Source organism: Sphingomonas metalli (assembly GCF_014641735.1).
Classification (GTDB): Bacteria; Pseudomonadota; Alphaproteobacteria; order Sphingomonadales; family Sphingomonadaceae; genus Sphingomonas; species Sphingomonas metalli.
Genome location: NZ_BMIH01000001.1, coordinates 354,542 through 376,686 on the forward strand (window position 1 = coordinate 354,542; position 22,145 = coordinate 376,686).

Here is a 22,145-nt window from a genome sequence, read left to right on the forward strand (position 1 = left end):
CGGTTGCTGCCGCGCCGGGCCGGATCAGCTTCTAGCCAAGGCGGGAATAGCGGTGCGCGAACTCGCGATCGGACATGATCAGGTAGCGCACCGCGTCGATGAACGACCAGAGCCCCGTCACGATCAGGCCGATGATCGTGACGGACAGCAGCAGCATCAGCACCCCGCTGCCGTTCCGGCCGAGGTAGAAGCGATGGATGCCGAGCGGCCCCAGGAACAGGGCGAGCACCGCGGCGATATATTTGTTCCGGTCACTGGTCCGGGGTTCCGGCGGGGCGACAGGGGGCACCGCGTGCCCTGGAACGGTGGGCAGCGGGAAGACGCTCAGCGCACGATCGTCGCGCTCCTCGAAATCGACCGCCATGCCGACCGCGGGCTCACCCCGCGTCGCCCAGTCGCCGGCCGAGAATCGGTAACGGCGGCCGTCTTCGCCCGCGACCATCCCCTCGCCCGTCCGTACGTCCACCCCCAAGACCTGCCCGCGCATCGATCGCCCTCTATGCTGAGCGGATCATGATGCCGTGCCCGCGGATCAAGGCAAGCCCCAGGCGGCGCTGCGGGCCGGAGCGACCCGCCATCCGATCAGGCCGCCCAACCCGCCAGCCAGTCCGCCAGCGCCTGAGGGGTCAGGCTGCGCGCGTCCGCCAATGCGGTCTCCCGGCCCTTGTTGATGAGCCGGTCGCTCTTCGGATCGACGATGAGCAGCGCCGGCACCCCGGCGAGCCGACCGGTGATGCCGTAATGCGCGGGGATATTCAAATTGGCATCGAAGCGGCCGACATCCACCGTCACCACCTCGAAATGCTTCGCGACGAACCCGCGCATCTGGGGCAGCTCCATCACGCCCGCCAGCAACCGGCAGTCGAGGCACCAGTTGCCGCCCAGGTCGATCAGCAGCCGCTTGTGCCCTTTCAGGGCCCGCGCGCGGGCAGCCGCCACCTGCGCCTTCGCGTCACCCGCATGATAGGGCAGCGGCAGCGGCTTGGGCAGCGCATCGAAACTCGCGATCGGCACGCGCGGCGCGCTGACCGGCGCGGCGATGGCGGCAGCTGCGATTCCCAACGTGGCGCAAAGGGACAGGATCAGGCGACGGGACATGCGGGTTCCTCAACTGTAGGCGTCGGCAGCATCTGGCCATGGCGGTGGACGCGCAAGCAAGGATTGATTTCAGGTGCCGACCGGCGGGTATGGGATCGTCGCGAAAGCCTCGGGGTCACGCCGGCCTTCTTGCGGGGTCGACCGCCGGCAGGATACGTGGCGGGGCGTATCCGGATCAGCGAATTCCAGATCGCGCCCAGCGACATCCCAGCGAGGGCAAAAGCGAGACATCTGCGGCAGTCGCGGCGGTAGCATCTTCCAATCGTCATCCCGGACTTGTTCCCGGGATCCACGGTCCCACGAGTCCAACGGCTTATGGGCTTGTGGCACGGTGGATGCCGGAACAAGTCCGGCATGACGAGGTGACGTTCGCTAAGGCCTCGCGAAGGGTGAATCTCCCGGAGACAGGCCAAGGCAGAAGCTTTCGAAGGCTCTACGCTACGCCGCGGCGACGATGGAGGTCGGGGTTGGTCGATTGCCCGCCTATCGGGGACTTGCGATTGCATCGGACGCAATCGTGATAAATTGTTACAAAATTGCAAATCCACGACACGATCGCCATATCGCGCGTGCCGGATATGTCGCCGGCACAGGAGACTACACCATGCGCATGTTCGAAACCGTGACCAGCACCATGCTGGCGATCGCGGCCCAGGCGCTGGTGGTCGGCGTGGTCGTCACCACGCTCTAACCATCGGCCACACCGCCCCCGTACCGGGGGCGGACAGGCCGACATTGCTCCTACTCTCCTACCAGCGCGGACTTCAGCTTCGAGAAGAAGCCTTGGGTCGCCGGACACTCTTCGCCCGTCTCCGTCTCCCGGAATAGCTCGAGCAGCTCGCGCTGCCGGGTCGACAGCTTGGTGGGCGTCTCCACCTCGATCTGCACGACGAGATCGCCATGGCCGCGGCCTTGCAGCACCGGCATGCCGGCACCGCGCTGGCGCAATTGCTTGCCCGACTGGATGCCCGCCGGGATCTTGATCTCGTGGGTGCGCCCGTCGAGTCCCGGAATCGCCAGCGAGCCGCCGAGCGCCGCGGTGGTGAAGCTGATCGGCGCGCGCGCGAACAGCGTCGTGCCCTCCCGCTCGAAGATCGCGTGCCGCTTGACGTGCAGGAAGATGTACAGGTCGCCTGCCGGCGCACCACGCGGTCCGGCCTCGCCTTCGCCGGTCAGGCGGATGCGCGTACCCTCGTCGACGCCTGGCGGAACGTCGACCTGCAAGGTCTTGGTCTTCTCGATCCGCCCCTCGCCGCGGCAGTCCGCACACGGGTCGGCGATGACCTGGCCCGAACCCTGGCACACCGGGCAGGCGCGCTCGACCACGAAGAAGCCCTGCTGGGCCCGCACCTTGCCATGCCCGTTGCACTGGCGGCACGTCGCAGCATGGGTGCCGGGCTTGGCGCCCGACCCGTGGCAGGTATCGCATTCCGCCGAGACATCGACGGTGATCTGGGTCGACTTGCCGTGAAACGCCTCTTCCAGCGTCACTTCCATGTCGTAGCGCAGATCGGCGCCGCGCCGGGCCTGGGGCCGGCCGCGGCCACCCCCCATGAACTCGCCGAACACGCTTTCAAAGATGTCGGAGAAGCCGCTGAAGTCCTGCGGCCCCGCCCCGCCGCCACCCTGGCGGAACGCGGCATGGCCGAACCGGTCATAGGCCGCGCGCTTCTGCGGGTCCTTCAGACAGTCATAGGCTTCGGAGACGGCCTTGAACTTGGCCTCTGAGTCCTTGCACCCGGCATTCTTGTCCGGGTGGTATTTCATCGCGAGCTTGCGATAGGCGGTCTTGATCGTCGCCGCATCGGCGGTGCGATCGCATTCCAGCAGCTCGTAATAGTCGATCTCGGTCATCATTTCAGGCCCCCGCCCCTCATCCCGTCACCCCGGCGGAGGCCGGGGTCCAGTGCCGAGAACGCCGTGGTTCGTGGCTCTGGATACCGGCCTGCGCCGGTATGACGGGGGAGAGTCATGTCACTATACCTTTGGTGTCAGGCCTTCTGGCTGTCGTCGACTTCGGAGAATTCGGCGTCGACCACATCGTCGCCGCCCGCTTCGCTGCCGGCCGCCGCACCGCCCGCAGGCGACGCCTCGGCCTGCTGCTGCTTCTCGTAGATCGCCTGGCCCAGCTTCATCGCGACCTGCGCCAGCGCCTGCGCCTTCTCGTTCATCTGATCGGGATCGCCACCCTCGACCGCGCTCTTGGCGGCCGCGATCGCGGTCTCGATCTCCGACTTCAGCGAGGCGTCGACCTTGTCGCCGTTGTCGGCGAGCTGACGCTCGGTGGTGTGGATCAGGCTCTCGGCATTGTTCTTCGCCTCGGCCGCCGCACGACGCTTCTTGTCCTCCTCGGCGAACTGCTCGGCGTCGCGGACCATCTGGTCGATGTCGTTGTCCGACAGACCGCCAGAGGCCTGGATGCGGATCTGCTGCTCCTTGCCGGTGCCCTTGTCCTTGGCGGAGACGTTGACGATGCCGTTGGCGTCGATGTCGAACGTCACCTCGATCTGCGGAACGCCGCGCGGCGCCGGCGGGATGCCGACCAGGTCGAACTGGCCGAGCAGCTTGTTGTCCGCCGCCATCTCGCGCTCGCCCTGGAACACCCGGATCGTCACCGCGCCCTGATTGTCGTCCGCGGTCGAATAGACCTGGCTCTTCTTGGTCGGAATCGTCGTGTTGCGGTCGATCATGCGGGTGAACACGCCGCCCAGAGTCTCGATGCCCAGCGACAGCGGGGTCACGTCGAGCAGCAGCACGTCCTTCACGTCACCCTGGAGCACGCCCGCCTGGATCGCGGCGCCCATCGCCACGACCTCGTCGGGGTTGACGCCGGTGTGCGGATCCTTGCCGAAGAAGGACTTCACCACCTCGCGCACGCGCGGCATTCGGGTCATGCCGCCGACCAGCACCACCTCGGAAATCTCGCCCGAGGAGACGCCGGCATCGGCCAGCGCCTTCTTGCAGGGCTCCAGCGTCCGCTTGATCAGATCCTCGACCAGCCGCTCCAGATCGGCGCGGGTGATCGTCTTAACGAGATGCTTCGGCCCGTTCTGGTCGGCCGTGATGAAGGGCAGGTTGACCTCGGTCGACTGGGCGGACGACAGCTCGATCTTCGCCTTCTCGGCGGCTTCCTTCAGCCGCTGGAGCGCCAGCTTGTCCTTGGTGAGGTCGATGCCCTCATCCTTGCGGAAGCCCTCGGCCAGATAATCGACGACCTTGTTGTCGAAATCCTCGCCGCCCAGGAAGGTGTCGCCGTTGGTCGCCTTGACCTCGAACACGCCGTCGCCGATCTCGAGGATCGAGATATCGAAGGTGCCGCCGCCAAGGTCATAGACCGCGATCGTCTTGCCGTCCTGCTTCTCCAGCCCATAAGCCAGCGCCGCCGCGGTCGGCTCGTTGATGATGCGCAGCACCTCGAGCCCGGCGATCTGGCCGGCATCCTTGGTCGCCTGGCGCTGGGCGTCGTTGAAATAGGCCGGCACGGTGATCACCGCCTGGGTCACCGTCTCGCCCAGATAGGACTCGGCGGTCTCCTTCATCTTCTGAAGGGTGAAGGCGGAGATCTGCGAGGGGCTGTAGTCCTTGCCGCCTGCATTGACCCACGCGTCGCCATTGGGACCGCGCGCGATCTTGTAGGGGACCAGCTCGGTATCCTTCTTGGTCACCGGATCGTCGAAGCGGCGGCCGATCAGGCGCTTCACCGCGAACACCGTATTGTCGGGATTGGTCACCGCCTGGCGCTTGGCCGGCTGGCCGATCAGTCGCTCGCCGTCCTTGGCGAAGGCGACGATCGAGGGCGTGGTACGCGCGCCCTCGGCATTCTCGATCACCTTGGGCTTGCCGCCCTCCATCACCGCCACGCAGCTGTTGGTGGTGCCGAGATCGATACCGATAACTTTAGCCATGAGTTCGTTTAGCCCCTCACACACAATTGAATTCGAGTGACGGCGCCCCGTTACGGCAGCGCAATCTCTCCGTGGATGGCGGCGATATAGGAGGGGTTCGGCTTGCCGCAAGAAGCCGCGCTCCGGTAGACGGAACCGCGATGACACATTGGAGTTGGCGGGCGATGCGGGGTGCCGGGCGAATGACGACAATCTGGTCGGGCGCAGCCGCCGCGACGGCGATGCTCGCCGCCTGCAGCCAGCCGGCCGAGCTGCGGGTCGATTCGGCCTGGATCCGGATGCCTGCCGCGGCGGGCCGCCCCGGCGTCGTCTACTTCACCGTCCATGGCGGAGAGGCGCCGGCGCGGCTCATCGCGATATCCTCCGCCTGGGCGATCCGCACCGATATGCACGAGAGCATGGGCGGGCCGGGCGGCATGGCGTCCATGAAGCCGATCGACCATGTCGACATACCCGCGCGCGCCGACGTGGCATTCGCGCCCGGCGGTCGCCACGCCATGGTCTACGGCATCAACCCGGCCGTGCATGTCGGCGACACCATGACCTTCACCTTCACCTTTGCCGACGGGCAGCGGATCCGCCGCATCGCGCGGGTGGTCGGACCCGCCGCGTCCGGTCCGGCATGACGGCAGCCGTCCCCACCCCGCCCGGCGCCGCGCGCCGGCTGACCGAGGGCGAGGCGGCGCTCGCCCGGTCTGTCTTCGGCAGCGCGATCGCGACGGACGGCGTGGAGGTGCGGCGGCGGAAATGGGCTTTTTTCCAGCCCCGCGGCGTCGCCATGGCACCGTGCGGGCATCTCCATTTTCATCACCGAAGCGAGAACTGGCGCGAGGATTATGCCGACGAGGGCCTCTCGTTGCGCGGCCTCTTCATCCACGAGCTGACCCATGTCTGGCAGTGGCAACGCGGCATCTACCTGCCGCTCGCCCGCCATCCCTTCTGTCGGTACAGCTATGTCATGAAGCCCGGATGGCGGCTGCAACGATATGGCCTGGAACAGCAGGCGGAAATCGTCCGCCACGCCTATCTGCTGCGCGAGGGCTATGTGGTGCCCGGTGCACCGTCGCTGGATCAGTACGAAACGTTGCTGAACGCCTTCCGCTGACGCAAAAAGGGGGCCGCCGGATGTCTCCGGCGACCCCCTGTCCTCATTCCCCCCGGAATCAGGCGTAGGTGACGTTGGTCTTGGCGCGGCGATAGCGGGCGGCGCCAGCAACCATGCCGAAACCGAGCAGCATCATGCCCCAGGTCGCGGGCTCCGGCACCGCGGCCGCCAGCAGGCGGACGGTGACGGTCGAGGTGGCGCGACCGCCGGTCACACCGACCAGATCGTTGAACCGCACCGAGAAGCTGGCGCCGTTGCTGGCGGTCAGCGTCTGCGTGCCGGTCGACCAATTCAGAGCGCCGCCGGTCAGGGCGCCGAAGAAGGTCAGGTACCCGACGGTGCCGGCCGTGGTCGCGGTGGCGAACGGATCGCTGAACGCGAGCGTCGCGCTGACGTTCGCCGAACCGACGCCCGTGCCGGTGAACACGAAGTTGGCGAAGTTGAACTCGGTGCTCTGCCCGACGTTCAGGCTGAACGGCGAGAAGGTCGCGAGCGAGGCCGTGACATTGCAATTGCCAAGGCAGGTCTTGTTGCTGACCTGGATGTTCGACGCCGCCGAGTTGACGGTGAACTGCGTGGCAGCGGCGGCAGGCGCGGACGCGACCGCGGCGACGGCCGCGGTGGCCATCAGAAACGTCTTCATATTGTATCCCCCCAAAAGGATGCCGATCGGACTCGATCAGCACTTCTCACCTAACTGATTAGGATTTTTTGGAAAGACTAAATTAACCAAGTATCCGCCCTGTGCCACATTGATACGCTCATCGAGCGTCTTGAGAGGGGCTGAGAAATAGCCTCAAACTTGATCCATTTTGGGTCTTGCCGCCTACCGATGCTTGCTCTGATCGCCGACGTGCTGGGCCCCGCGGGCTGCAGCAAGCTGGGTCTGGCGATGCCTCTCGGCATAGCCGCGGCGCTGCACCTCGCTTCGCGCATCATGGCAGCGCGGACAGCAGAAACCCGCGACATAGGCCTCCGTATCCCGATCGGCCGGCGATACCGGCATGCGGCACCCGCGGCAGAGTTCGTGCGTCCCCGGCACGAGCCCATGCCCCACTGCGACCCGCTCGTCGAACACGAAGCACTCGCCCTGCCAGCGGCTGTCCTGTGCCGGCACCTCCTCCAGATAGCGGAGGATGCCACCCTCGAGATGATGGACGTCCAGCACGCCCTCCGCCTTCATCAGCGCGGTCGCCTTTTCGCAGCGGATGCCGCCGGTGCAGAACATCGCCACCCGCCTGCCCGCCAGTTCGTCGCGATGAGTCCGAACCCATTCGGGGAAGTCGCGGAAACTCTCCGTGCCCGGATCGACCGCGCCGCGGAAACTGCCGATCGCGACCTCATAGGCGTTGCGGGTGTCGATCACGATCGTGTCGGGATCGTCGATCAGGGCATTCCAGCCCGCCGGCTCCACATAGTGGCCGGCGTCGCGCACCGGGTCGATGTCCGGCACGCCCATGGTGACGATCTCCGCCTTCAGCCGCACCTTCAGCCGGTGGAAGGGCATGACCTCGGCCTCGGCATATTTGGGCTCGATGTCGCCGCATCCGGGCAGCGACCGGACCGCATCGATCAAGGTCGCCATCCCCACGGCCGGACCGGCGACGGTGCCGTTGATGCCCTCGCCCGCGATCAGAAGCGTGCCGCGTACTCCGGCCGACTCCGCTACCGCGTGCAGCCGGTCGCGCACCCACGCCGGATCCTCGAACCGTGTGAAACGGTACAGGGCGGCGATCCGGACGCTCACAGCGCGTCGAAATCGATCGCCGCGTGGCGATCGAGCCAATTGGGTGCCTCCGGCATCGGATATTTGAGGCCGGTGGCGCAGTTGAACAGCACCACCCGCTCGGCCTCGTCCACCTCGCCGGTCCGCAGCGCCTCGCGATAAGCCGCCAGCGTCGCGCCCCCTTCGGGACACAGCAACAGTCCGTCCGCCCTGGCGCAGTCCGCCACGGCCTTAAGGATAGCCGGATCGCCGACTCCCAGCGCCTTGCCCCCGCTCTCGCGCACCGCGCGCAGGATCAGGAAGTCGCCGACCGCCCGGGGCACGCGGATGCCCGCTGCGACCGTATGCGCGTCGTCCCAGCGCTCGGCATGCTCCTCGCCCGCCTCGAAAGCGCGCACGATCGGCGCACAGCCCGACGCCTGCACCGCATACATGCGCGGCCGCTTGGCGCCGATCCAGCCGAGCCGCTCCAGTTCGTCGAAAGCCTTCCACATGCCGATCAGGCCGGTCCCGCCGCCGGTCGGATAGAAGATCGCGTCGGGAAGCTCCCAGCCGAGTTGCGCGGCGAGCTCCAGCCCCATCGTCTTCTTGCCCTCGATCCGATAGGGCTCCTTGAGCGTCGACAGGTCGAACCAGCGCCCCTCCGCGGCGCCTTTTCCCACGATCGCGCCGCAATCGTCGATCAGCCCGTTGACCCGCCACACCCGCGCGCCCTGCACGGCGATCTCGCGCACGTTCACCTCCGGCGTGTCCTCGGGACAGAAGACGATCGTCTCGATCCCGACGCGGCTGGCATAGGCGGCGAGCGCGGCGCCGGCATTGCCGTTGGTCGGCATGGCGATCCGGGTGACGCCCAGTTCCCTGGCCATCGCCACCGCCATGACGAGGCCCCGCGCCTTGAAGCTGCCGGTCGGCAGGCGGCCCTCGTCCTTGACCAGCACATTGCCGCCGCCAGCGCTCTTCGAGATCGGCACCAGCGGCGTCTCGATCTCGCCCAGGCTGACGATATTCTCCGTCCGCCGCACCGGCAGCAGCTCGCGCCACCGCCACAGATCGGTATCGCGAGCGGCGAGCGCATCGCGGGTCAGGCTGCGCCCGACCGCGTCGAGATCATAGCGCACCAGCAGCGGCCGACCGACCCGCGACAGGCCGTGAAGCCGGTCCGCCTCGTAGCGCTCTCCCGTCATCGAACATTCGAGATGCGTGACGAAAGTCGGGCGGTCGGCGGTGAGGTTGTCGTTCATCTATCGTCCTTGCAGCATGCGCGCGATCCCCGCCGCGCGCTGCCGGTGCATGCCCGCATGGGTATTCGCGGCGGCCAGATCGCGCCCCGCCCGTCCCATCCTGCGCAGCGCTGCGGGGTCACGCGTCGCCTCGACCAGCGCCTCGGCCAAGGCGCTAGCGTCGCCGGGCGGGATCAGCATGCCGGTCTCGCCATCGCGCACGCAGGCGCGCGTGCCGGGCGTGTCCGCCGCGATCGTCGAGACGCCCTGCGAATAGGCGTCGTAGATGATGCGTGGCTGCTCGTCGGACAGCGAGGGCACCAGCACCGCATCATAACCGCCCAACAGCTCGAAAAAGGCAGGTCCATAGGGGACCTGATCGAGGACGCGGACATGCGCCCGCCCCCAGTCGGTGCCGGCGGCCGAACGCAGGCCGTCCAGCTCCGGTCCATCACCGATGATGTCGATATGGACCTGCGCCGCGCGCCCGGCGAGCAGGCGGAGCGCTTCGGCGACGATGGCGGTGCCCTTCTCCGCGATCATCCGGCTCGCGAACAGGAAACGGCCGGGCCCGCCGCGCATGGACTGTCGCGTCGCGATCGCCTCGACCGGCAGGACGACGCCCTCGTCGATCCAGCTCGCCTGGAACAACGCGCCACCGCCGGCCCGCGGCGCCGGCAGGGTGCGGCGATAGTCGTCCTGCGAATAGGCAGCGTAATCGGCCTGGCGAAGGCAGAAGCGGTTCATCGCCTCCCAAAGCGCCGCCTTGCGCCGGCGGCTGCCGTCCACCGCCTCCCCGTGCGGGACGCGCCAGAAGGCGCTCTCCACGACGATCACGATCCGCCGCCCCAGCAGACGGGCCAGCGGTACCGCCACCCAGCCCGCGGGAAAGGGGAAGCCGGCGATCCCGCAATGTACGACGCGGGCGCGCGGCACCTCGGCCAGCAGTCGCGCGATCATTCCGACCATCGCGAGATACTGGCCGGCGCCGCGCCGCACGGTACGCCAGCCGCGTACGGTAACACCGGCCACTTCGGTCCAGCCGGGCTCGGGCGCGGCCTGCCGGATATAGGGACAGGCCAGTATCAGGCGCGGCAGATAGGCCGGGTGGAGCAGCAGATCCTTCGCCCAGGACGGATCCGCGAAATAGCGGCCGTCGGGGGTTCGCACGAGCGGGATGTTCAGCGCCAGCAGGTACGGCGCATCGACGATCGCGATCGACTCCCCCCCATCGTCGTTCATCCCGCCTTCGCCACCGCGACCAGCGCCGGACGGAGCAGCCGGTCCTTGATCATGTATCCGGCCTGCATCTCCTGCACGATCGTGCCCGGCTCGGCATCGCTGGGCATCTCCATCATCGCCTGATGCTTGTTCGGGTCGAGCGGCTGTCCGAGCGCCTCGATCCGGGTGATGCCGTGGCGCGCGAACACGCTGTCCAGCTCGCGGCCGGTCGCCTCGAGCCCGGTCACGAGACCCTTCATGCGATCGTCGTCGCGCAGGTCGGCCGGGATCGCCGACAGGCCGCGCGACAGATTGTCGGCGACGGACAATACGTCGCGGGCGAAGGCGGTCGCGGCATAGTTGCGCGCGTCGGCGGCGTCCTTCTCGGCGCGGCGGCGGACGTTCTGGATGTCGGCCTGCGCGTAGAGCACGTCCTGCTTGGCCGCGGCGAGCTGGTCCTCCAGCTCCGCGATGCGCTTCGCCGCCGCATCATGCTCGGCCACCTCGGGCGCCGCCTCTGCGGTCTCGGCCCGAACGTCCTCCGGGGTCGGCGCGCCGGCGCCGCTATTGGTCTCGTCGATCATCTGTTTCCCTGTATGTCGGCCCGGATCCGGGCCAGCGTTGCCGCGATGCATGCCACCATGGGCACGGACCGCGCGGAGTTCAACCGCCCTGGCCGATCTGCCCTACCCCATCAGCCGTGCCAGCGTCGCCGCGGTCAGGTCGACCATCGGCACGACGCGGGCATAGTTGAGCCGTACCGGGCCGATTACCCCGACCACGCCGACCAGCCGCCCGTCCCGCCCGCGAAACGGCCGTGCGATCACCGAGGAACCGGACAGCGAGAACAGGTTCGTCTCCGCCCCGATGAAGATGCGCGTCGCATCGCCGCCGCGCGCCGAGTCGAGCAGCCCGGCGATCTCCTGCTTGCCCTCGAGATCGTCGAGCAGATCGCGGACCCGGTCCAGATCGGCGGCGGCGGCCGCATCGATCAGTCGGCCCTGCCCGCGCACGATCAGCACCGGACGCCGGTCGCCATCCTCGCTCCACACTGCCAGCCCGCGCTCGACCAGCGTGCGTGCAGCGGCGTCGATAGCCGCACGGCCATCGGCCAGTTCGCGGTCGATCCGCGCGCGGGCCTCCGCAAGGGTCAGCCCGGCGAGCGTCGCCGACATGAAATTGCCCGCCTCAACCAGCGCCGACGGCGGCACGCCGGCGGGCAGCGTGACGACGCGGTTCTCGACCGAGCCGTCCTCCCCCACCAGCACCGCCAGTGCCCGGCCCGGCGACAAGGGAACGAAGCCGATCGAGCGCAGCACCAACTCGCGCTTGGGCACCATCACCAGCCCGGCACAGGCGGACAGGCCGGACAGGGCAGCGGTGGTCGCGGCCAGCGCCTCCTCGACCGGGCCGTGCCGCTCCACCTCGGTCTCGATCGCGGCGCGCTCCTCGGGCGTCGGCTCGTGCGCCTGCATCATCCCGTCGACGAACAGGCGAAGGCCGCGCTCGGTCGGCAGGCGACCGGCGGAGGTATGCGGCGCGGCGAGCAGCCCCAGTGCCTCGAGCTCGCCGAGCACGCTGCGGATCGAGGCGGGCGACAGGCCGATGCCGGATAGCGCCAGCGTCTTCGAGCCCACCGGCTGGCCCGACGCCAGATAGCCGTCCACCACCGCGCGAAAGATATCGCGGGCGCGGTCGGTCAGCTCGGTGACGGGCGGTGTACGCATGGCGATGATCTAGGCTGGCGTGGCGGCGGATGGAAGGCTAGGCCGGCCGTCACATAACACGAAAAAGGACCGTTCATGCGCCCCAGCGGCCGCGCGCCAGATCAGATGCGCGCCATCACCATCGAGCCCCGCTTCACCCGTCATGCCGAGGGATCGGTGCTGATCGGGTTCGGCGATACCAGGGTACTCGTCACCGCCTCGGTCGAGGAGCGCGTGCCGCCGTTCCTGCGCGGCAAGGGCGAGGGCTGGGTGACGGCCGAATACGGGATGCTGCCGCGCGCGACGCACACCCGCGGCAGCCGCGAGGCGGCGAAGGGCAAGCAGTCCGGCCGGACGCAGGAGATCCAGCGGTTGATCGGTCGCTCGCTGCGCGCGGTCTGCGACATGAAGCTGCTGGGCGAACGGCAGATCGTCCTCGACTGCGACGTCATCCAGGCCGATGGCGGCACCCGCACCGCCTCCATATCCGGTGCGTGGGTGGCGCTGCGTCTCGCCGTCGACGGACTGCTCGCCTCGGGCAAGCTGACCGCCGACCCGATCCGGCAGAAGGTCGCGGCGGTCAGCTGCGGCATCTATCAGGGCACGCCCGTCCTCGACCTCGACTATGACGAGGACTCGAACGCCGATGCCGACGGCAATTTCGTCCTGCTCGAAAACGGCCATATCGCCGAGGCGCAGGCGACGGCCGAACATGCTACCTATGACGAGGAGTCTCTGCTCCGCCTGCTGCGCCTCGCGCGGATGGGCTGCACCGACATCTTTCGCGCCCAGGCCGAGGCGGTGAAGTGAGCGGCGAGGGAGAGGAGCCGCAGGCGATCCGCAAGCTCGCCCCCGGCAAGCTCGTCATCGCCAGCCACAATGCCGGCAAGGTGCGCGAGATCGCGGCGCTGCTCGAAGGGCGCGGGCTGGACGTGGTGTCCGCCGGCGCGCTCGACCTGCCGGAGCCGGAAGAGACCGGCACCACCTTCGTCATGAATGCCGAGCTGAAGGCGCGGGCGGCGGCCGACCTTTCGGGGCTGCCCGCCCTGGCCGACGACAGCGGGCTGTGCGTCGATGCGCTGGGTGGCGATCCCGGCATCTTCTCCGCCCGCTGGGGCGGCGACGCCAAGGATTTCGGCCATGCCATGCGGCTGGTCGAGGACAAGCTGCAACAGGCGGGCCCCGACGCCAGCCGCGACGCGCATTTCGTCTGCGCGCTCGCACTCGCCTGGCCCGACGGGCATGTCGAATGGTTCGAGGGGCGGGTCGACGGCACGCTCGTCTGGCCCCCGCGCGGCGACAAGGGGCATGGCTATGACCCGGTCTTTCGCCCGAATGGCGACGATCGCACCTTCGGCGAGATCGACGAGGCGGAAAAGAACGCGATCAGCCATCGCGGCGACGCGTTCCGCCAGATGGTCGCGGCCGTCTTCTAGTCTTGGGTCCACAACCGTGGCCCCATCCCCCGCCCGGTCAGAAGGCGGCGCGACCCAGCACGTTGCCGGCCGGAGCGTAGCGGCAGACGAGAACGTCGTCGGCCGCACCCTTGGCGACGGCGCAGCCGACATGGGTCGTACCGCGCCAGACCATCTGGGTGTAGTGGCCGACATCCTTCCACAGCCCGGTGCGGCTGAAATGCGGCGTGGGGGCACTGACATAGTCCTGCGCCTCCGCCATCCACGCGCCGACCATCTCCGTGTAGGTGAAGCCGCCGTGGGTCCCCATCCACAGATTCTCGCCGACGCCGCGCGGCGCGGCGAAGCGCCCCTCGTGGGAGAAGGCGCCGCTGGCCGCGAGTTCCTCGGCGTGCAGCCGCGCGGACTCGGCCAGTTCCTCGCTCCACAGCAGCGGCGGCACGCCGACGAGCGCCCGGGTGGTGGCATGCGCGACCAGCATCGTGCGGCGCAGGGCCAGGTCGGTCTCCGGCCGGGTCGGGCGGGGCAACCGGTCGACCCAGGGCTCGGTGGAGGCGCCGGGCTGCGGCGCGACCGGGGACGGCGGCGCGGCCCAGCCGGCGACCGCCACCGTAGAGGCGAGCAGCATCGGGATGTTTGCCTTTGGCATATCATTGGGATTACCGGGAAATCGTGAACGAGCCGCAAATGCAGACCGACCTCGCGCTCTACGTCCACTGGCCATTTTGTGTCTCGAAATGCCCCTATTGCGACTTCAACAGCCATGTCCGTGCCGCGGTGGATCAGACGGCGTGGCGCGACTCGCTGATCGCCGATCTGGCACATGAGGCAGCTCTGTTGCCGGGGCGACGAGTCGGGTCGATTTTCTTTGGCGGCGGCACCCCGTCGCTGATGCCTCCATCGACCGTAGCCGCGATCCTCGACGCCGTGCAGACGCATTGGCAAGTGTCGGACACGATCGAGATCACGCTGGAGGCGAACCCGTCCTCGGTCGAGGCGGCGCGGTTCGCCGATCTCGCCGCAGCGGGAGTGAACCGGGTGTCGCTCGGGCTGCAATCGCTCGACGACGCGGCTTTACGCTTCCTGGGCCGGGCGCATGACGCGCGCGAAGGGCTGGCGGCCGTCGCGACCGCCCAGGCCAGCTTCGGGCGGGTCAGCATCGACCTGATCTATGCCCGACCGGGCCAGACGCTGTCCGCATGGCAGGCCGAGCTGGATGCCGCCCTTGCGCTCGGTACCGAGCATCTGTCGCTCTACCAGCTGACGATCGAGCCCGGCACCCGCTTCGCCACCGAAGCCGCGGCCGGCCGGCTCGTCATTCCCGACGGCGACGCCGCCGCCGACCTGTTCGAGGCGACGCGCGCGATCACCGCCGCCGCGCGGCGGCCGGCCTACGAGACGTCGAACCATGCCGCGCCGGGTGCGGAGAGCCGCCACAATCTGACCTATTGGCGCTATGGCGACTATGCCGGCATCGGCCCCGGCGCGCATGGCCGCCGGGCCGGTCTGGCGACGATGCGGCACAGGAAGCCGGAGAATTGGATGGCCGCGATCGAGCGCAACGGCCATGGCCTGCAGGTGGAAGACCCCCTCGCCCCCCACGCCCGCGCGACCGAGGCGCTGGTGATGGGGTTGCGGCTGGCGGAGGGAGTGGATCTGAAGCGGATCGCGGCCCTGGCGGGCGGGACTGCACCGATCGACCAGGGTGCGGTGGAGCGGCTGTCGCTTCAGGGTCTCGTCGCGCTGACCGACGATCGCCTGCGGGTGACGGAGGCGGGTGCGCTGCTGCTCGATGCGATCCTGACCGAGGTGGTGGCGGACGACGTGGCGGTGGCCTGATTACGCGAACCTCCAACCCGTTCGTGCTGAACGAAGCCGAAGCACCGTCAAGTCTCAGGCCCTTCGACTGCGCTCAGGGCGAACGGAACGTGATGAAGAGCAGCTGATGTGCCGCTACTTCCCGAACCCCGTGGGCGCGGGCGACACCGTCACCGTCGTGCCGCCGCGGATCTCCTGCACCTCCAGCGCGCGCTCGGCGATGCCGTCGCGGCCGAAGCGGAAGGCACCGTCCAGTCCAGCGAAGCCGTCCGCCTCGCGCAACTTGCTTTCCGGAAAGGCCGCGCCCGGCCGCCAGTCGCGCGCGATCCGCACCGTCAGCAGCACCGCGTCATAGCCCAGGCTGGACAGGCGATAGGGCGCGGACCCGAACCGCGACCGGTATTTCACCGCATATTGGCGATAGAGCGTGTTGGGCACGCTGGCGAACCACGCGCCGGCCAGGCCGGGCCGGGCCGCGACGCCGCTTTCGGTATTCCACAATTCGGTGCCGAGCAGCCGCGTCGTCGCGCCGCTGCCTCGCTTCACCACCGGAGCTGCCGCCGCAGCGATGCTGCCGGCATCGGCGACCAGCACCGCGCCATAGGGCGCCTTGGCGACCAGCCGCTGGGCGGCAGCGGCCACGCCGCCGGCAGTCCGGCCATAGGTCTGCAGCGAGACGACCTGCCCGCCCGCCCCTTCGACAGCCCGCAGGAACGCCGTGGAGGCCCGTTCGCCGTACAGACCGTTCGGGACGAGCCCGGCAAAGGTCTGCACCCCGCGGCTGCGCGCGAAATCGACCACACGCTCCACGGACTGGGCCGGGATATAGCCCATCAGATAGACGCCGCTGCCCGCAACGCCGATATCGTTGGAGAAGCTGATCACCGGGACGTTCGCCGCCCGGGCGATCGGTGCGACCGCGCGCACGTCGTCGCTGAGCAGCGGCCCGAGGATCAGCTGCGCGCCCTCGTCGATTGCACGGCGGGCCGCCCCGGCCGCGCCGCCGCTGCCGATGGCCGCGGTATCATAGTTGGTGATCCGCACCGTCTGGTTCTGCGTGTCGAGCAGCGCCAGCATCGTCGCATTGGCGATCGACTGGCCGACCCCGGCATTGGGACCGGTAAGCGGCACCAGCAAGGCGACGCGGCTGCGGTTGACGTCGCGCGGCAGGCCCGCCTCGACCTGCGGCGTCACCGGCCGCTCGGCCCGCGTCACCGGCCGTTCGGGTGCCGGCTCCGCGCCGCGGGGGATCACCGTCTGGCAGGCGGACAGCAGCACCGCCGCGGCCAGTGCCGCCCAGCGCCCGACGGTGCGGCGTTGCGAAATCCAGCCTGCCTCTGCCATGACGCTCCCCATGCCTCCTTTTGATCCCGGCCTCTACATCGTCGCGACGCCCATCGGCAATCTCGGCGACCTGTCCCCCCGCGCGGCCGACGTGCTTTCACGCGCGGACGTGGTGGCGGTGGAGGACAGCCGGGTGACGGCCGGCCTCCTCCGACATATCGGTGCGAAGCGCCCGATGGTTCCCTATCACGATCATAATGCAGAAGAAGTTCGGCCCGGCCTGATCGCCCGCATGGGGCGGGAGGCGGTCGCGCTGGTCTCCGATGCGGGCACGCCGCTGATCTCCGATCCCGGCTACAAGCTGGTGCGCGACGCCCGCGCGGCGGGCCATATGGTCGTGACGATTCCCGGCCCCTGCGCCGCGATCGCCGCGCTGACGCTCGCCGGCTTGCCGACCGACCGGTTCCTGTTCCTCGGCTTCCTGCCGTCCAAGGAGAAGGCCCGGGCGGACGCCATCGCCGAGGTGGCCGCCGTGCGCGCGACGCTCATCATCTATGAGAGCGGCCCCCGCCTTGCGACGTGCCTCGCCGCGCTCGCCACCGGGCTGGGGGACCGGGAGGCAGCGGTGACGCGCGAGATTACCAAGCGCTTCGAGGAGGCGGTGACCGGCACCCTCTCTTCACTCGCCGGCCGCTATGCCGAAGCGCCGCCCAAGGGCGAGATCGTGATCGTCGTGGCTCCGCCCGGCGAAGCCCCGCCCCCCGACCCCGCCGACGCCGACGCCGCGCTCGCCGAGGCGCTCACCCGCCTGCCCGCCGCCAAGGCCGCCGGCGAGGTCGCCAAGCGCTTCGGTCTCGATCGCCGCACCCTCTACGCCCGCGCGATGGAGTTGAAGGGTGCGTGACCGCCGCAAGGCCGAAGCCGCCGGCCGCCGCGGCGAGCGACTCGCCGGCTGGTGGCTGCGCCTGAAGGGGTGGCGCATCCTCGACCACCGCGTCCGCACCCCGGCGGGCGAGGTCGATCTGGTCGCGCGCAAGGGCAATCTCGTCGCCTTTGTCGAGGTGAAGGCGCGCCGCACCGCCGCCGAGCTCGACCATGCCATCGACCAGCGCCGCCTCGCCCGCGTCGCCGCCGCGGCGGAGGTGCTGATGCCGCGCTACGCAGGGCCGGGCGACGACATTCGCGTCGACGTGATCCTGATCGCACCGGGCACCCGGCCGCGCCATATCGAGAATGCCTGGATCGGCTGAACGGCCGCGATCGCCGCTGTTCCGCTTCCGGCCCAGCCTGTATGCGAGCGGCGACCTGCCGCCGTCCCGACCTGTTGAGGATTTCGCATGACCATGACCGTCGCCGTCCAGATGGACCCGCTCGACTCGATCAATATCGCCGGCGATTCGACCTTCGCGCTGATGCTCTCGGCCCAGGCGCGCGGGCACCGGCTGTTCCACTACGACGCGGGCGATCTCAACTGGTCGGACGGGCGGCTCTGGACGCGGGCGCATCCCGTGACCGTGCAGCGCGTCGCGGGCAACCACTATCGCTTCGACGAACCGGTAAGCCTCGACCTGGGCGCAGAGGCCGACGTGGTCCTGATGCGGCAGGACCCACCCTTCGACCTCGGCTATATCACCGCGACGCATCTGCTCGAGCGGATCGCCGAACACACCCTGGTCGTGAACAATCCCCGCAGCGTCCGCAACGCGCCGGAAAAGGTCTTCGTGCTCGACTATCCGCAGTTCATGCCGCCGACGCTCGTGACCCGGTCGCTCGAGGAGACGCGCGCGTTCCTGAAGCGGCATGGGGCGATCGTTGTCAAACCGCTGCACGGCAATGGCGGCAAGGCGATCTTCCGCGTCGGCCCTGAGGGCGAGAACCTCTCGGCGTTGCTCGAGGTCTTCAACCAGACGTGGCGCGAGCCGCACATGGTCCAGGCCTTCCTGCCCGCGGTGGCGAAGGGCGACAAGCGGATCGTGCTGGTCGATGGCGAAGTGGCGGGCGCGATCAACCGCCTGCCCGGTGAAGGCGAGATCCGCAGCAATCTCGCGGTCGGCGGCTCGGCAGAGAAGACCGAATTGACCGCGCGCGAGCAGAAAATCTGCGCGGTGCTCGGGCCCGAGCTCAAGCGGCGCGGGCTGCTCTTCGTCGGGATCGACGTGATCGGCGGCGAATGGCTGACCGAGATCAACGTCACCTCCCCCACCGGCATCGTCGCGATCGAGCGGTTCGACGGCACCGACGTGGCGGGCATGATCTGGGACGCGATCGAGGCGCGGGTCGGAGAGAAAGCCGCCAGCCCGCGTTGACCGGGGCGTGACCGCCTTCATTCTCGAATGGATCGCCCGCGGCGGCTATTGGGGCATCTTCGCCCTGATGGCGCTGGAGAATATCGTGCCGCCCATTCCGTCGGAGGTCATCATGGGCCTCGGCGGCATGGCGGTGGCGCGCGGCCATATGCAGCTCGGATGGCTGATCGCGGCGGGCACCGCGGGCACCGTGGCGGGCAATTACTTCTGGTACGCGGTCGGCCGACGGTTCGGCTATCTGGGTCTCAGGCCCTTCATCGACCGGTGGGGTCGATGGCTGACGCTCGAATGGGAGGATGTCGAGCGGATCACCCGCTTCTTCCACGATCGCGGCGGCTGGGTCGTGTTCGTGTTCCGCTTCATGCCGACCTTCCGCACCATGGTCTCGCTGCCCGCGGGCATGTCGGCGATGCCGCGCTGGAAGTTCCTGCTCTGGACGGCGGCGGGCTCGGCGATCTGGAACAGCGTGCTCGCCGCAGCCGGGCTGATCCTCGACCGGCGCTTTCAGGAGCTGGACCGTTATGTCGGCCCGGTCGCCGTCGCGCTGACGGTGGGGATCGTGGGGTTCTATATTTACCGGGTGATGACGTGGCGGCCGCGTGCGCGGCGGGGGTAAACCCGGAGAACCGGGCACAGCTCTTGGTCGTCGGCGCGCCCCCCTTCACCCTTCCGCCGGCCGCTCGCCGACGCCGCGGCAGCGGTCGGAGCAATATTTGACCTGATCCCAGTCGCGCGCCCATTTCTTGCGCCAGGCGAACGGCCGGTGGCAGCTCGCGCAGATCTTTTCCGGCAGATGCGGCTTTCGGTGCGCCACGGGTCAGCGTCGCCGTGCCAGCAGCCGGGTGATCTCCCGCTCCCCGACGCGTACCGCGGCGACGGCGATCCGCTCGGATGCCCAGCCGATCGCCCAGCCGGCCGCCAGTCCGATGATCTGCCGCTTGCCATTCTCCGCCACGCGGACCGCGGGCGGCGCGTCGGTCGCCACAGCCGGAGACGGCGACGACGCTGCCTTCGCCAAAGCGGCACGGGCTCCGGTCGCAACCAGCTGGCTCGCCAGCATCCGCGCGCCGCTGCGCATCACGGCCGGCCGGCGCAGCACCGCGCCGACCAGGATCGTCGCGGCCGCGATGGCGAGCAGCGGCGGGGCGCCGTTCTCCTCGGCCGTTGCGCTCCTGCGGGCGAGCGTCTGCACCGCCACCGTCGTCTGCGTCACCCCTGGTCCTCCCCGTCCTCGGCATCGCTGCGCACCTGCGCATGGGCGAGCACCGCGAACAAGCCCGCGCCGCCGACCAGATTGCCCAGCACCGCCGGGGCGATCAGCGCGAACAGCGTCTCGCCCACGCCGGCATGCCCTGCGAACATCAGCAGGAACGCCTCGTCCGACCCGACCACCGAATGGCTGAACCCGGCGATCGCGACGATATAGGTGATCGCGAAGATGACGAGAAACGCCTGCGCCCGCGCATTGGGCAGGATCCATGCGATCGTCGCGATCAGGAAGCCGGCGGGGATCGCGTTGAGGAAGGTCTCGCCCGGCCCCAGTTCGCGGATACGCCCGGAAATCTCGATCGCGGCTATCCGCAGGTCGTGATCACCCAATATGCCCGCGGCCATCAGCCCGGCCGCTATGCACGTTCCGATGAGGTTGGCGCTCAGCACCAGCGCCCATAGCCTCGCCGTTCGCCCCAAGGCCTGCCAGGACGGGCGGGTGACGAGCGGCAGCATCGCCGTGACGGTGCTTTCGGTGAAGAGCTGGAGCCGCCCGAGAATGACGATCAGGAAGCCGATCGGATAGCCCAGCGAGACCACCAGATCGCGCCACGGCGCGTCCGGCAGATCGCGCTGCAACGCCGCCTCCGCCAGCAACGAACTGTTGATCGCCAGCCCCGCCGCCAGGCCCGACCAGATCAGCGCCGCCGCCGGCCGGGCCAGCTCCGCCTCGCCCTCTTCGCGCACCGCGCGATGGAGCTCGCGGGCATTGGCCGCCTTCAGCTCCTCGACATCGTCGTCCTGGGCGCGGGGCGCTTCGTCTGCCATCGACAACGACAACGGCTCGCTCCGGCCTTTGCTCCTAGGGTGCGCCTCGCTAAGGCGCCGCCATGAACGATCCCGTCACGATCCGCCGTCTCTATGGCCGCCGGCAGGGCCACAAGCTGCGCGCCGGCCAGGCCGCGCTGGTCGAGGCGTTGCTGCCGCGCATCGCCGTCCCTGAGACCGGGCCGCTGGACGCGGCGACGCTGTTCGGTGACGAGCGCCCGCTTCAGCTGGAGATCGGCTTCGGCGCGGGCGAGCATCTCGCCGGTCAGGCTGCCGCCCATCCGGATACCGGCTTCATCGGCTGCGAGCCCTTCCTCAACGGCGTGGTCGGCGCGCTGAACCATGTCCGCGACGGCGATCTTAGCAATGTCCGCCTGCATATGGGCGACGCTTTGGAAGTGCTGGAGCGGCTGCCCGACGCCGCGCTGTCGCGCGTCTACCTGCTCCATCCCGATCCCTGGCCCAAGGCCCGCCACGCCAAGCGGCGCATGGTCAATCACGGGCCGATGGACATGATCGCGCGCAAGCTGATGCCGGGCGGCGAGTTCCGGCTGGGCACGGACGATCCCACCTATTGCCGCTGGGCGATGATGGTGATGAACCAGCGCACCGACTTTCAATGGCTTGCCGGCAGCGCAGCGGATTTCCTGTCGCGCCCCGCCGACTGGCCGGAAACCCGTTACGAGCGGAAGGCGCGCCGGCAGGGACACGAGGTCTGGTATTTTCGTTACGCCCGCCGCTAGGATGGCGACATTCTCGACGGAAAGGTCCGCATGATCCCGACACTGCCCGGCGTCGCCACTGTTGCGCAGACGATCACGCTGGCTCTGTCGCCGATCTTCATGCTCACCGCGATCGGCCAGCTGCTCAACGTGCTGACCGGCCGGCTCAGCCGCGTCGTCGACCGCGTGCGCGACCTGGAGCGGCTGCACCCGCATACCACCGGGCCCGAGCATGACCGGCACGTCTGGGAGTTGCGGCTGCTGGACCGCCGCATCTCGATCATCAACGCCTCGCTGTTCCTGGCGGTGTCGAGCGCGGTGATGACCGCCTTCGTCGTCGCCAGCCTGTTCGTCGCGACGCTGGCCAAGCTGCATTTCGCCAGCGCCGTGGCGGTCGCCTTCATCCTCGCCATGCTGCTGCTGATCGCTTCGCTGGTCAGCTTCATGATCGAGGTGCGGGTGTCGCTCCGTGCGATCCATGTCCGCAAAGACCTGCTGAGCTGAATCGTCGGAACCGTAGGAAAGCGCTGAACCCCGACCGGCTAACCTGCGTTATCCGCCTCCACACTCCCCGGAGGA

Annotated in this window: 27 protein-coding genes; 12 read left to right on the plus strand and 15 right to left on the minus strand. The window is 68.9% G+C overall.

Annotated features, from left to right (window positions below; genetic code table 11):
* Positions 1–31 precede the first annotated feature (31 nt).
* A complete protein-coding gene (locus IEX18_RS02020) occupies positions 32–487 on the minus strand; it encodes a TM2 domain-containing protein (RefSeq protein WP_188656991.1) in 456 nt (151 codons plus the stop codon).
* A gap of 95 nt (positions 488–582) precedes the next feature.
* Entirely contained in the window at positions 583–1,098 is a 516-nt protein-coding gene (locus IEX18_RS02025) for a thioredoxin family protein (protein ID WP_188656992.1), read from the minus strand.
* Positions 1,099–1,615: 517 nt separating this feature from the next.
* On the opposite strand from IEX18_RS02025, the gene IEX18_RS02030 reads away from it, so the two are divergent.
* Entirely contained in the window at positions 1,616–1,789 is a 174-nt protein-coding gene (locus IEX18_RS02030; RefSeq protein ID WP_188656993.1) for a hypothetical protein, read from the plus strand.
* 50 nt (positions 1,790–1,839) lie between these two features.
* Here the strand turns inward: IEX18_RS02030 and dnaJ are convergent, their stop codons facing one another.
* Positions 1,840–2,955 (minus strand): molecular chaperone DnaJ, encoded by a 1,116-nt coding sequence (gene dnaJ, locus IEX18_RS02035; protein WP_188656994.1) that lies wholly within the window; start codon positions 2,953–2,955, stop codon positions 1,840–1,842.
* Positions 2,956–3,089: 134 nt separating this feature from the next.
* The gene (dnaK, locus tag IEX18_RS02040) at positions 3,090–5,003 is read right to left on the minus strand and encodes a molecular chaperone DnaK (protein WP_188656995.1); all 1,914 of its coding nucleotides are present in this window, start codon (positions 5,001–5,003) and stop codon (positions 3,090–3,092) included.
* 182 nt (positions 5,004–5,185) lie between these two features.
* Between dnaK and IEX18_RS02045 the strand changes: the two genes are divergently transcribed.
* On the plus strand, positions 5,186–5,629 hold the full coding sequence (locus tag IEX18_RS02045; protein ID WP_229664304.1) for a copper chaperone PCu(A)C: 444 nt from the start codon (positions 5,186–5,188) through the stop codon (positions 5,627–5,629).
* A complete protein-coding gene (locus IEX18_RS02050) occupies positions 5,626–6,108 on the plus strand; it encodes a vgr related protein (RefSeq protein WP_188656996.1) in 483 nt (160 codons plus the stop codon). The genes IEX18_RS02045 and IEX18_RS02050 overlap by 4 nt, the downstream gene beginning before the upstream one ends.
* 58 nt (positions 6,109–6,166) lie before the next feature.
* On the opposite strand, the gene IEX18_RS02055 is transcribed toward IEX18_RS02050, so the two are convergent.
* From IEX18_RS02055 to hrcA, 6 genes are all read right to left on the minus strand, one after another.
* The gene (locus IEX18_RS02055) at positions 6,167–6,751 is read right to left on the minus strand and encodes a PEPxxWA-CTERM sorting domain-containing protein (protein ID WP_229664305.1); all 585 of its coding nucleotides are present in this window, start codon (positions 6,749–6,751) and stop codon (positions 6,167–6,169) included.
* 183 nt (positions 6,752–6,934) lie between these two features.
* Complete coding sequence (trhO, locus tag IEX18_RS02060; RefSeq protein ID WP_188656997.1) at positions 6,935–7,855, minus strand: oxygen-dependent tRNA uridine(34) hydroxylase TrhO; 921 nt, start codon at positions 7,853–7,855, stop codon at positions 6,935–6,937.
* On the minus strand, positions 7,852–9,078 hold the full coding sequence (locus IEX18_RS02065) for a threonine synthase (protein WP_188656998.1): 1,227 nt from the start codon (positions 9,076–9,078) through the stop codon (positions 7,852–7,854). The genes trhO and IEX18_RS02065 overlap by 4 nt, the downstream gene beginning before the upstream one ends.
* Complete coding sequence (locus IEX18_RS02070; RefSeq protein WP_188656999.1) at positions 9,079–10,299, minus strand: glycosyltransferase; 1,221 nt, start codon at positions 10,297–10,299, stop codon at positions 9,079–9,081.
* Positions 10,296–10,862 carry a nucleotide exchange factor GrpE gene (gene grpE / locus IEX18_RS02075; RefSeq protein WP_188657000.1) on the minus strand — a complete coding sequence of 189 codons (567 nt, stop codon included), beginning with the start codon at positions 10,860–10,862 and terminating at the stop codon, positions 10,296–10,298. The genes IEX18_RS02070 and grpE overlap by 4 nt, the downstream gene beginning before the upstream one ends.
* A 102-nt stretch (positions 10,863–10,964) precedes the next feature.
* Positions 10,965–12,005, minus strand: coding sequence for a heat-inducible transcriptional repressor HrcA (gene hrcA / locus IEX18_RS02080; RefSeq protein ID WP_188657001.1), 1,041 nt, complete (start codon positions 12,003–12,005; stop codon positions 10,965–10,967).
* Positions 12,006–12,080: 75 nt separating this feature from the next.
* Here hrcA and rph point away from each other — a divergent pair, with 75 nt between their 5' ends.
* Positions 12,081–12,794 (plus strand): ribonuclease PH, encoded by a 714-nt coding sequence (gene rph, locus IEX18_RS02085; RefSeq protein ID WP_188657002.1) that lies wholly within the window; start codon positions 12,081–12,083, stop codon positions 12,792–12,794.
* Positions 12,791–13,420, plus strand: a complete 630-nt coding sequence (gene rdgB, locus IEX18_RS02090; RefSeq protein ID WP_188657003.1) for an RdgB/HAM1 family non-canonical purine NTP pyrophosphatase — start codon at positions 12,791–12,793, stop codon at positions 13,418–13,420. Before rph ends, rdgB begins: the two co-directional genes overlap by 4 nt.
* Positions 13,421–13,457: 37 nt before the next feature.
* On the opposite strand, the gene IEX18_RS02095 is transcribed toward rdgB, so the two are convergent.
* On the minus strand, positions 13,458–14,048 hold the full coding sequence (locus tag IEX18_RS02095) for a CAP family protein (RefSeq protein WP_229664306.1): 591 nt from the start codon (positions 14,046–14,048) through the stop codon (positions 13,458–13,460).
* A 38-nt stretch (positions 14,049–14,086) separates the two neighbouring features.
* Between IEX18_RS02095 and hemW the strand changes: the two genes are divergently transcribed.
* On the plus strand, positions 14,087–15,238 hold the full coding sequence (gene hemW, locus IEX18_RS02100) for a radical SAM family heme chaperone HemW (RefSeq protein ID WP_188657004.1): 1,152 nt from the start codon (positions 14,087–14,089) through the stop codon (positions 15,236–15,238).
* Positions 15,239–15,352: 114 nt separating this feature from the next.
* On the opposite strand, the gene IEX18_RS02105 is transcribed toward hemW, so the two are convergent.
* On the minus strand, positions 15,353–16,561 hold the full coding sequence (locus IEX18_RS02105; protein ID WP_188657005.1) for a penicillin-binding protein activator: 1,209 nt from the start codon (positions 16,559–16,561) through the stop codon (positions 15,353–15,355).
* Positions 16,562–16,571: 10 nt separating this feature from the next.
* On the opposite strand from IEX18_RS02105, the gene rsmI reads away from it, so the two are divergent.
* The 4 genes from rsmI to IEX18_RS02125 all read left to right on the plus strand — a co-directional run bounded on the left by rsmI (position 16,572) and on the right by IEX18_RS02125 (position 19,423).
* Complete coding sequence (gene rsmI, locus IEX18_RS02110; protein ID WP_188657006.1) at positions 16,572–17,405, plus strand: 16S rRNA (cytidine(1402)-2'-O)-methyltransferase; 834 nt, start codon at positions 16,572–16,574, stop codon at positions 17,403–17,405.
* Entirely contained in the window at positions 17,398–17,751 is a 354-nt protein-coding gene (locus tag IEX18_RS02115; RefSeq protein ID WP_188657007.1) for a YraN family protein, read from the plus strand. The genes rsmI and IEX18_RS02115 overlap by 8 nt, the downstream gene beginning before the upstream one ends.
* Before the next feature lie 87 nt (positions 17,752–17,838).
* Positions 17,839–18,807, plus strand: coding sequence for a glutathione synthase (gshB, locus tag IEX18_RS02120; protein ID WP_188657008.1), 969 nt, complete (start codon positions 17,839–17,841; stop codon positions 18,805–18,807).
* A gap of 7 nt (positions 18,808–18,814) precedes the next feature.
* Positions 18,815–19,423: a DedA family protein gene (locus IEX18_RS02125; protein ID WP_188657009.1), complete on the plus strand. Its 609-nt coding sequence runs from the start codon at positions 18,815–18,817 to the stop codon at positions 19,421–19,423.
* A 45-nt stretch (positions 19,424–19,468) separates the two neighbouring features.
* On the opposite strand, the gene IEX18_RS02130 is transcribed toward IEX18_RS02125, so the two are convergent.
* Genes IEX18_RS02130 through IEX18_RS02140 form a run of 3 tightly spaced genes read right to left on the minus strand, consistent with a single transcriptional unit; the run spans position 19,469 to position 20,844 of the window.
* Positions 19,469–19,621: a DUF2256 domain-containing protein gene (locus tag IEX18_RS02130; protein ID WP_188657010.1), complete on the minus strand. Its 153-nt coding sequence runs from the start codon at positions 19,619–19,621 to the stop codon at positions 19,469–19,471.
* A 3-nt stretch (positions 19,622–19,624) separates the two neighbouring features.
* A complete protein-coding gene (locus IEX18_RS02135) occupies positions 19,625–20,020 on the minus strand; it encodes a hypothetical protein (protein ID WP_188657011.1) in 396 nt (131 codons plus the stop codon).
* A complete protein-coding gene (locus IEX18_RS02140) occupies positions 20,017–20,844 on the minus strand; it encodes a formate/nitrite transporter family protein (protein WP_188657012.1) in 828 nt (275 codons plus the stop codon). Before IEX18_RS02140 ends, IEX18_RS02135 begins: the two co-directional genes overlap by 4 nt.
* 62 nt (positions 20,845–20,906) lie before the next feature.
* Between IEX18_RS02140 and trmB the strand changes: the two genes are divergently transcribed.
* Together trmB and IEX18_RS02150 are read left to right on the plus strand one after the other, a co-directional pair.
* The gene (trmB, locus tag IEX18_RS02145; RefSeq protein ID WP_188657013.1) at positions 20,907–21,587 is read left to right on the plus strand and encodes a tRNA (guanosine(46)-N7)-methyltransferase TrmB; all 681 of its coding nucleotides are present in this window, start codon (positions 20,907–20,909) and stop codon (positions 21,585–21,587) included.
* Positions 21,588–21,617: 30 nt separating this feature from the next.
* Positions 21,618–22,070 carry a DUF2721 domain-containing protein gene (locus IEX18_RS02150; RefSeq protein WP_373284517.1) on the plus strand — a complete coding sequence of 151 codons (453 nt, stop codon included), beginning with the start codon at positions 21,618–21,620 and terminating at the stop codon, positions 22,068–22,070.
* Positions 22,071–22,145: the final 75 nt, after the last annotated feature.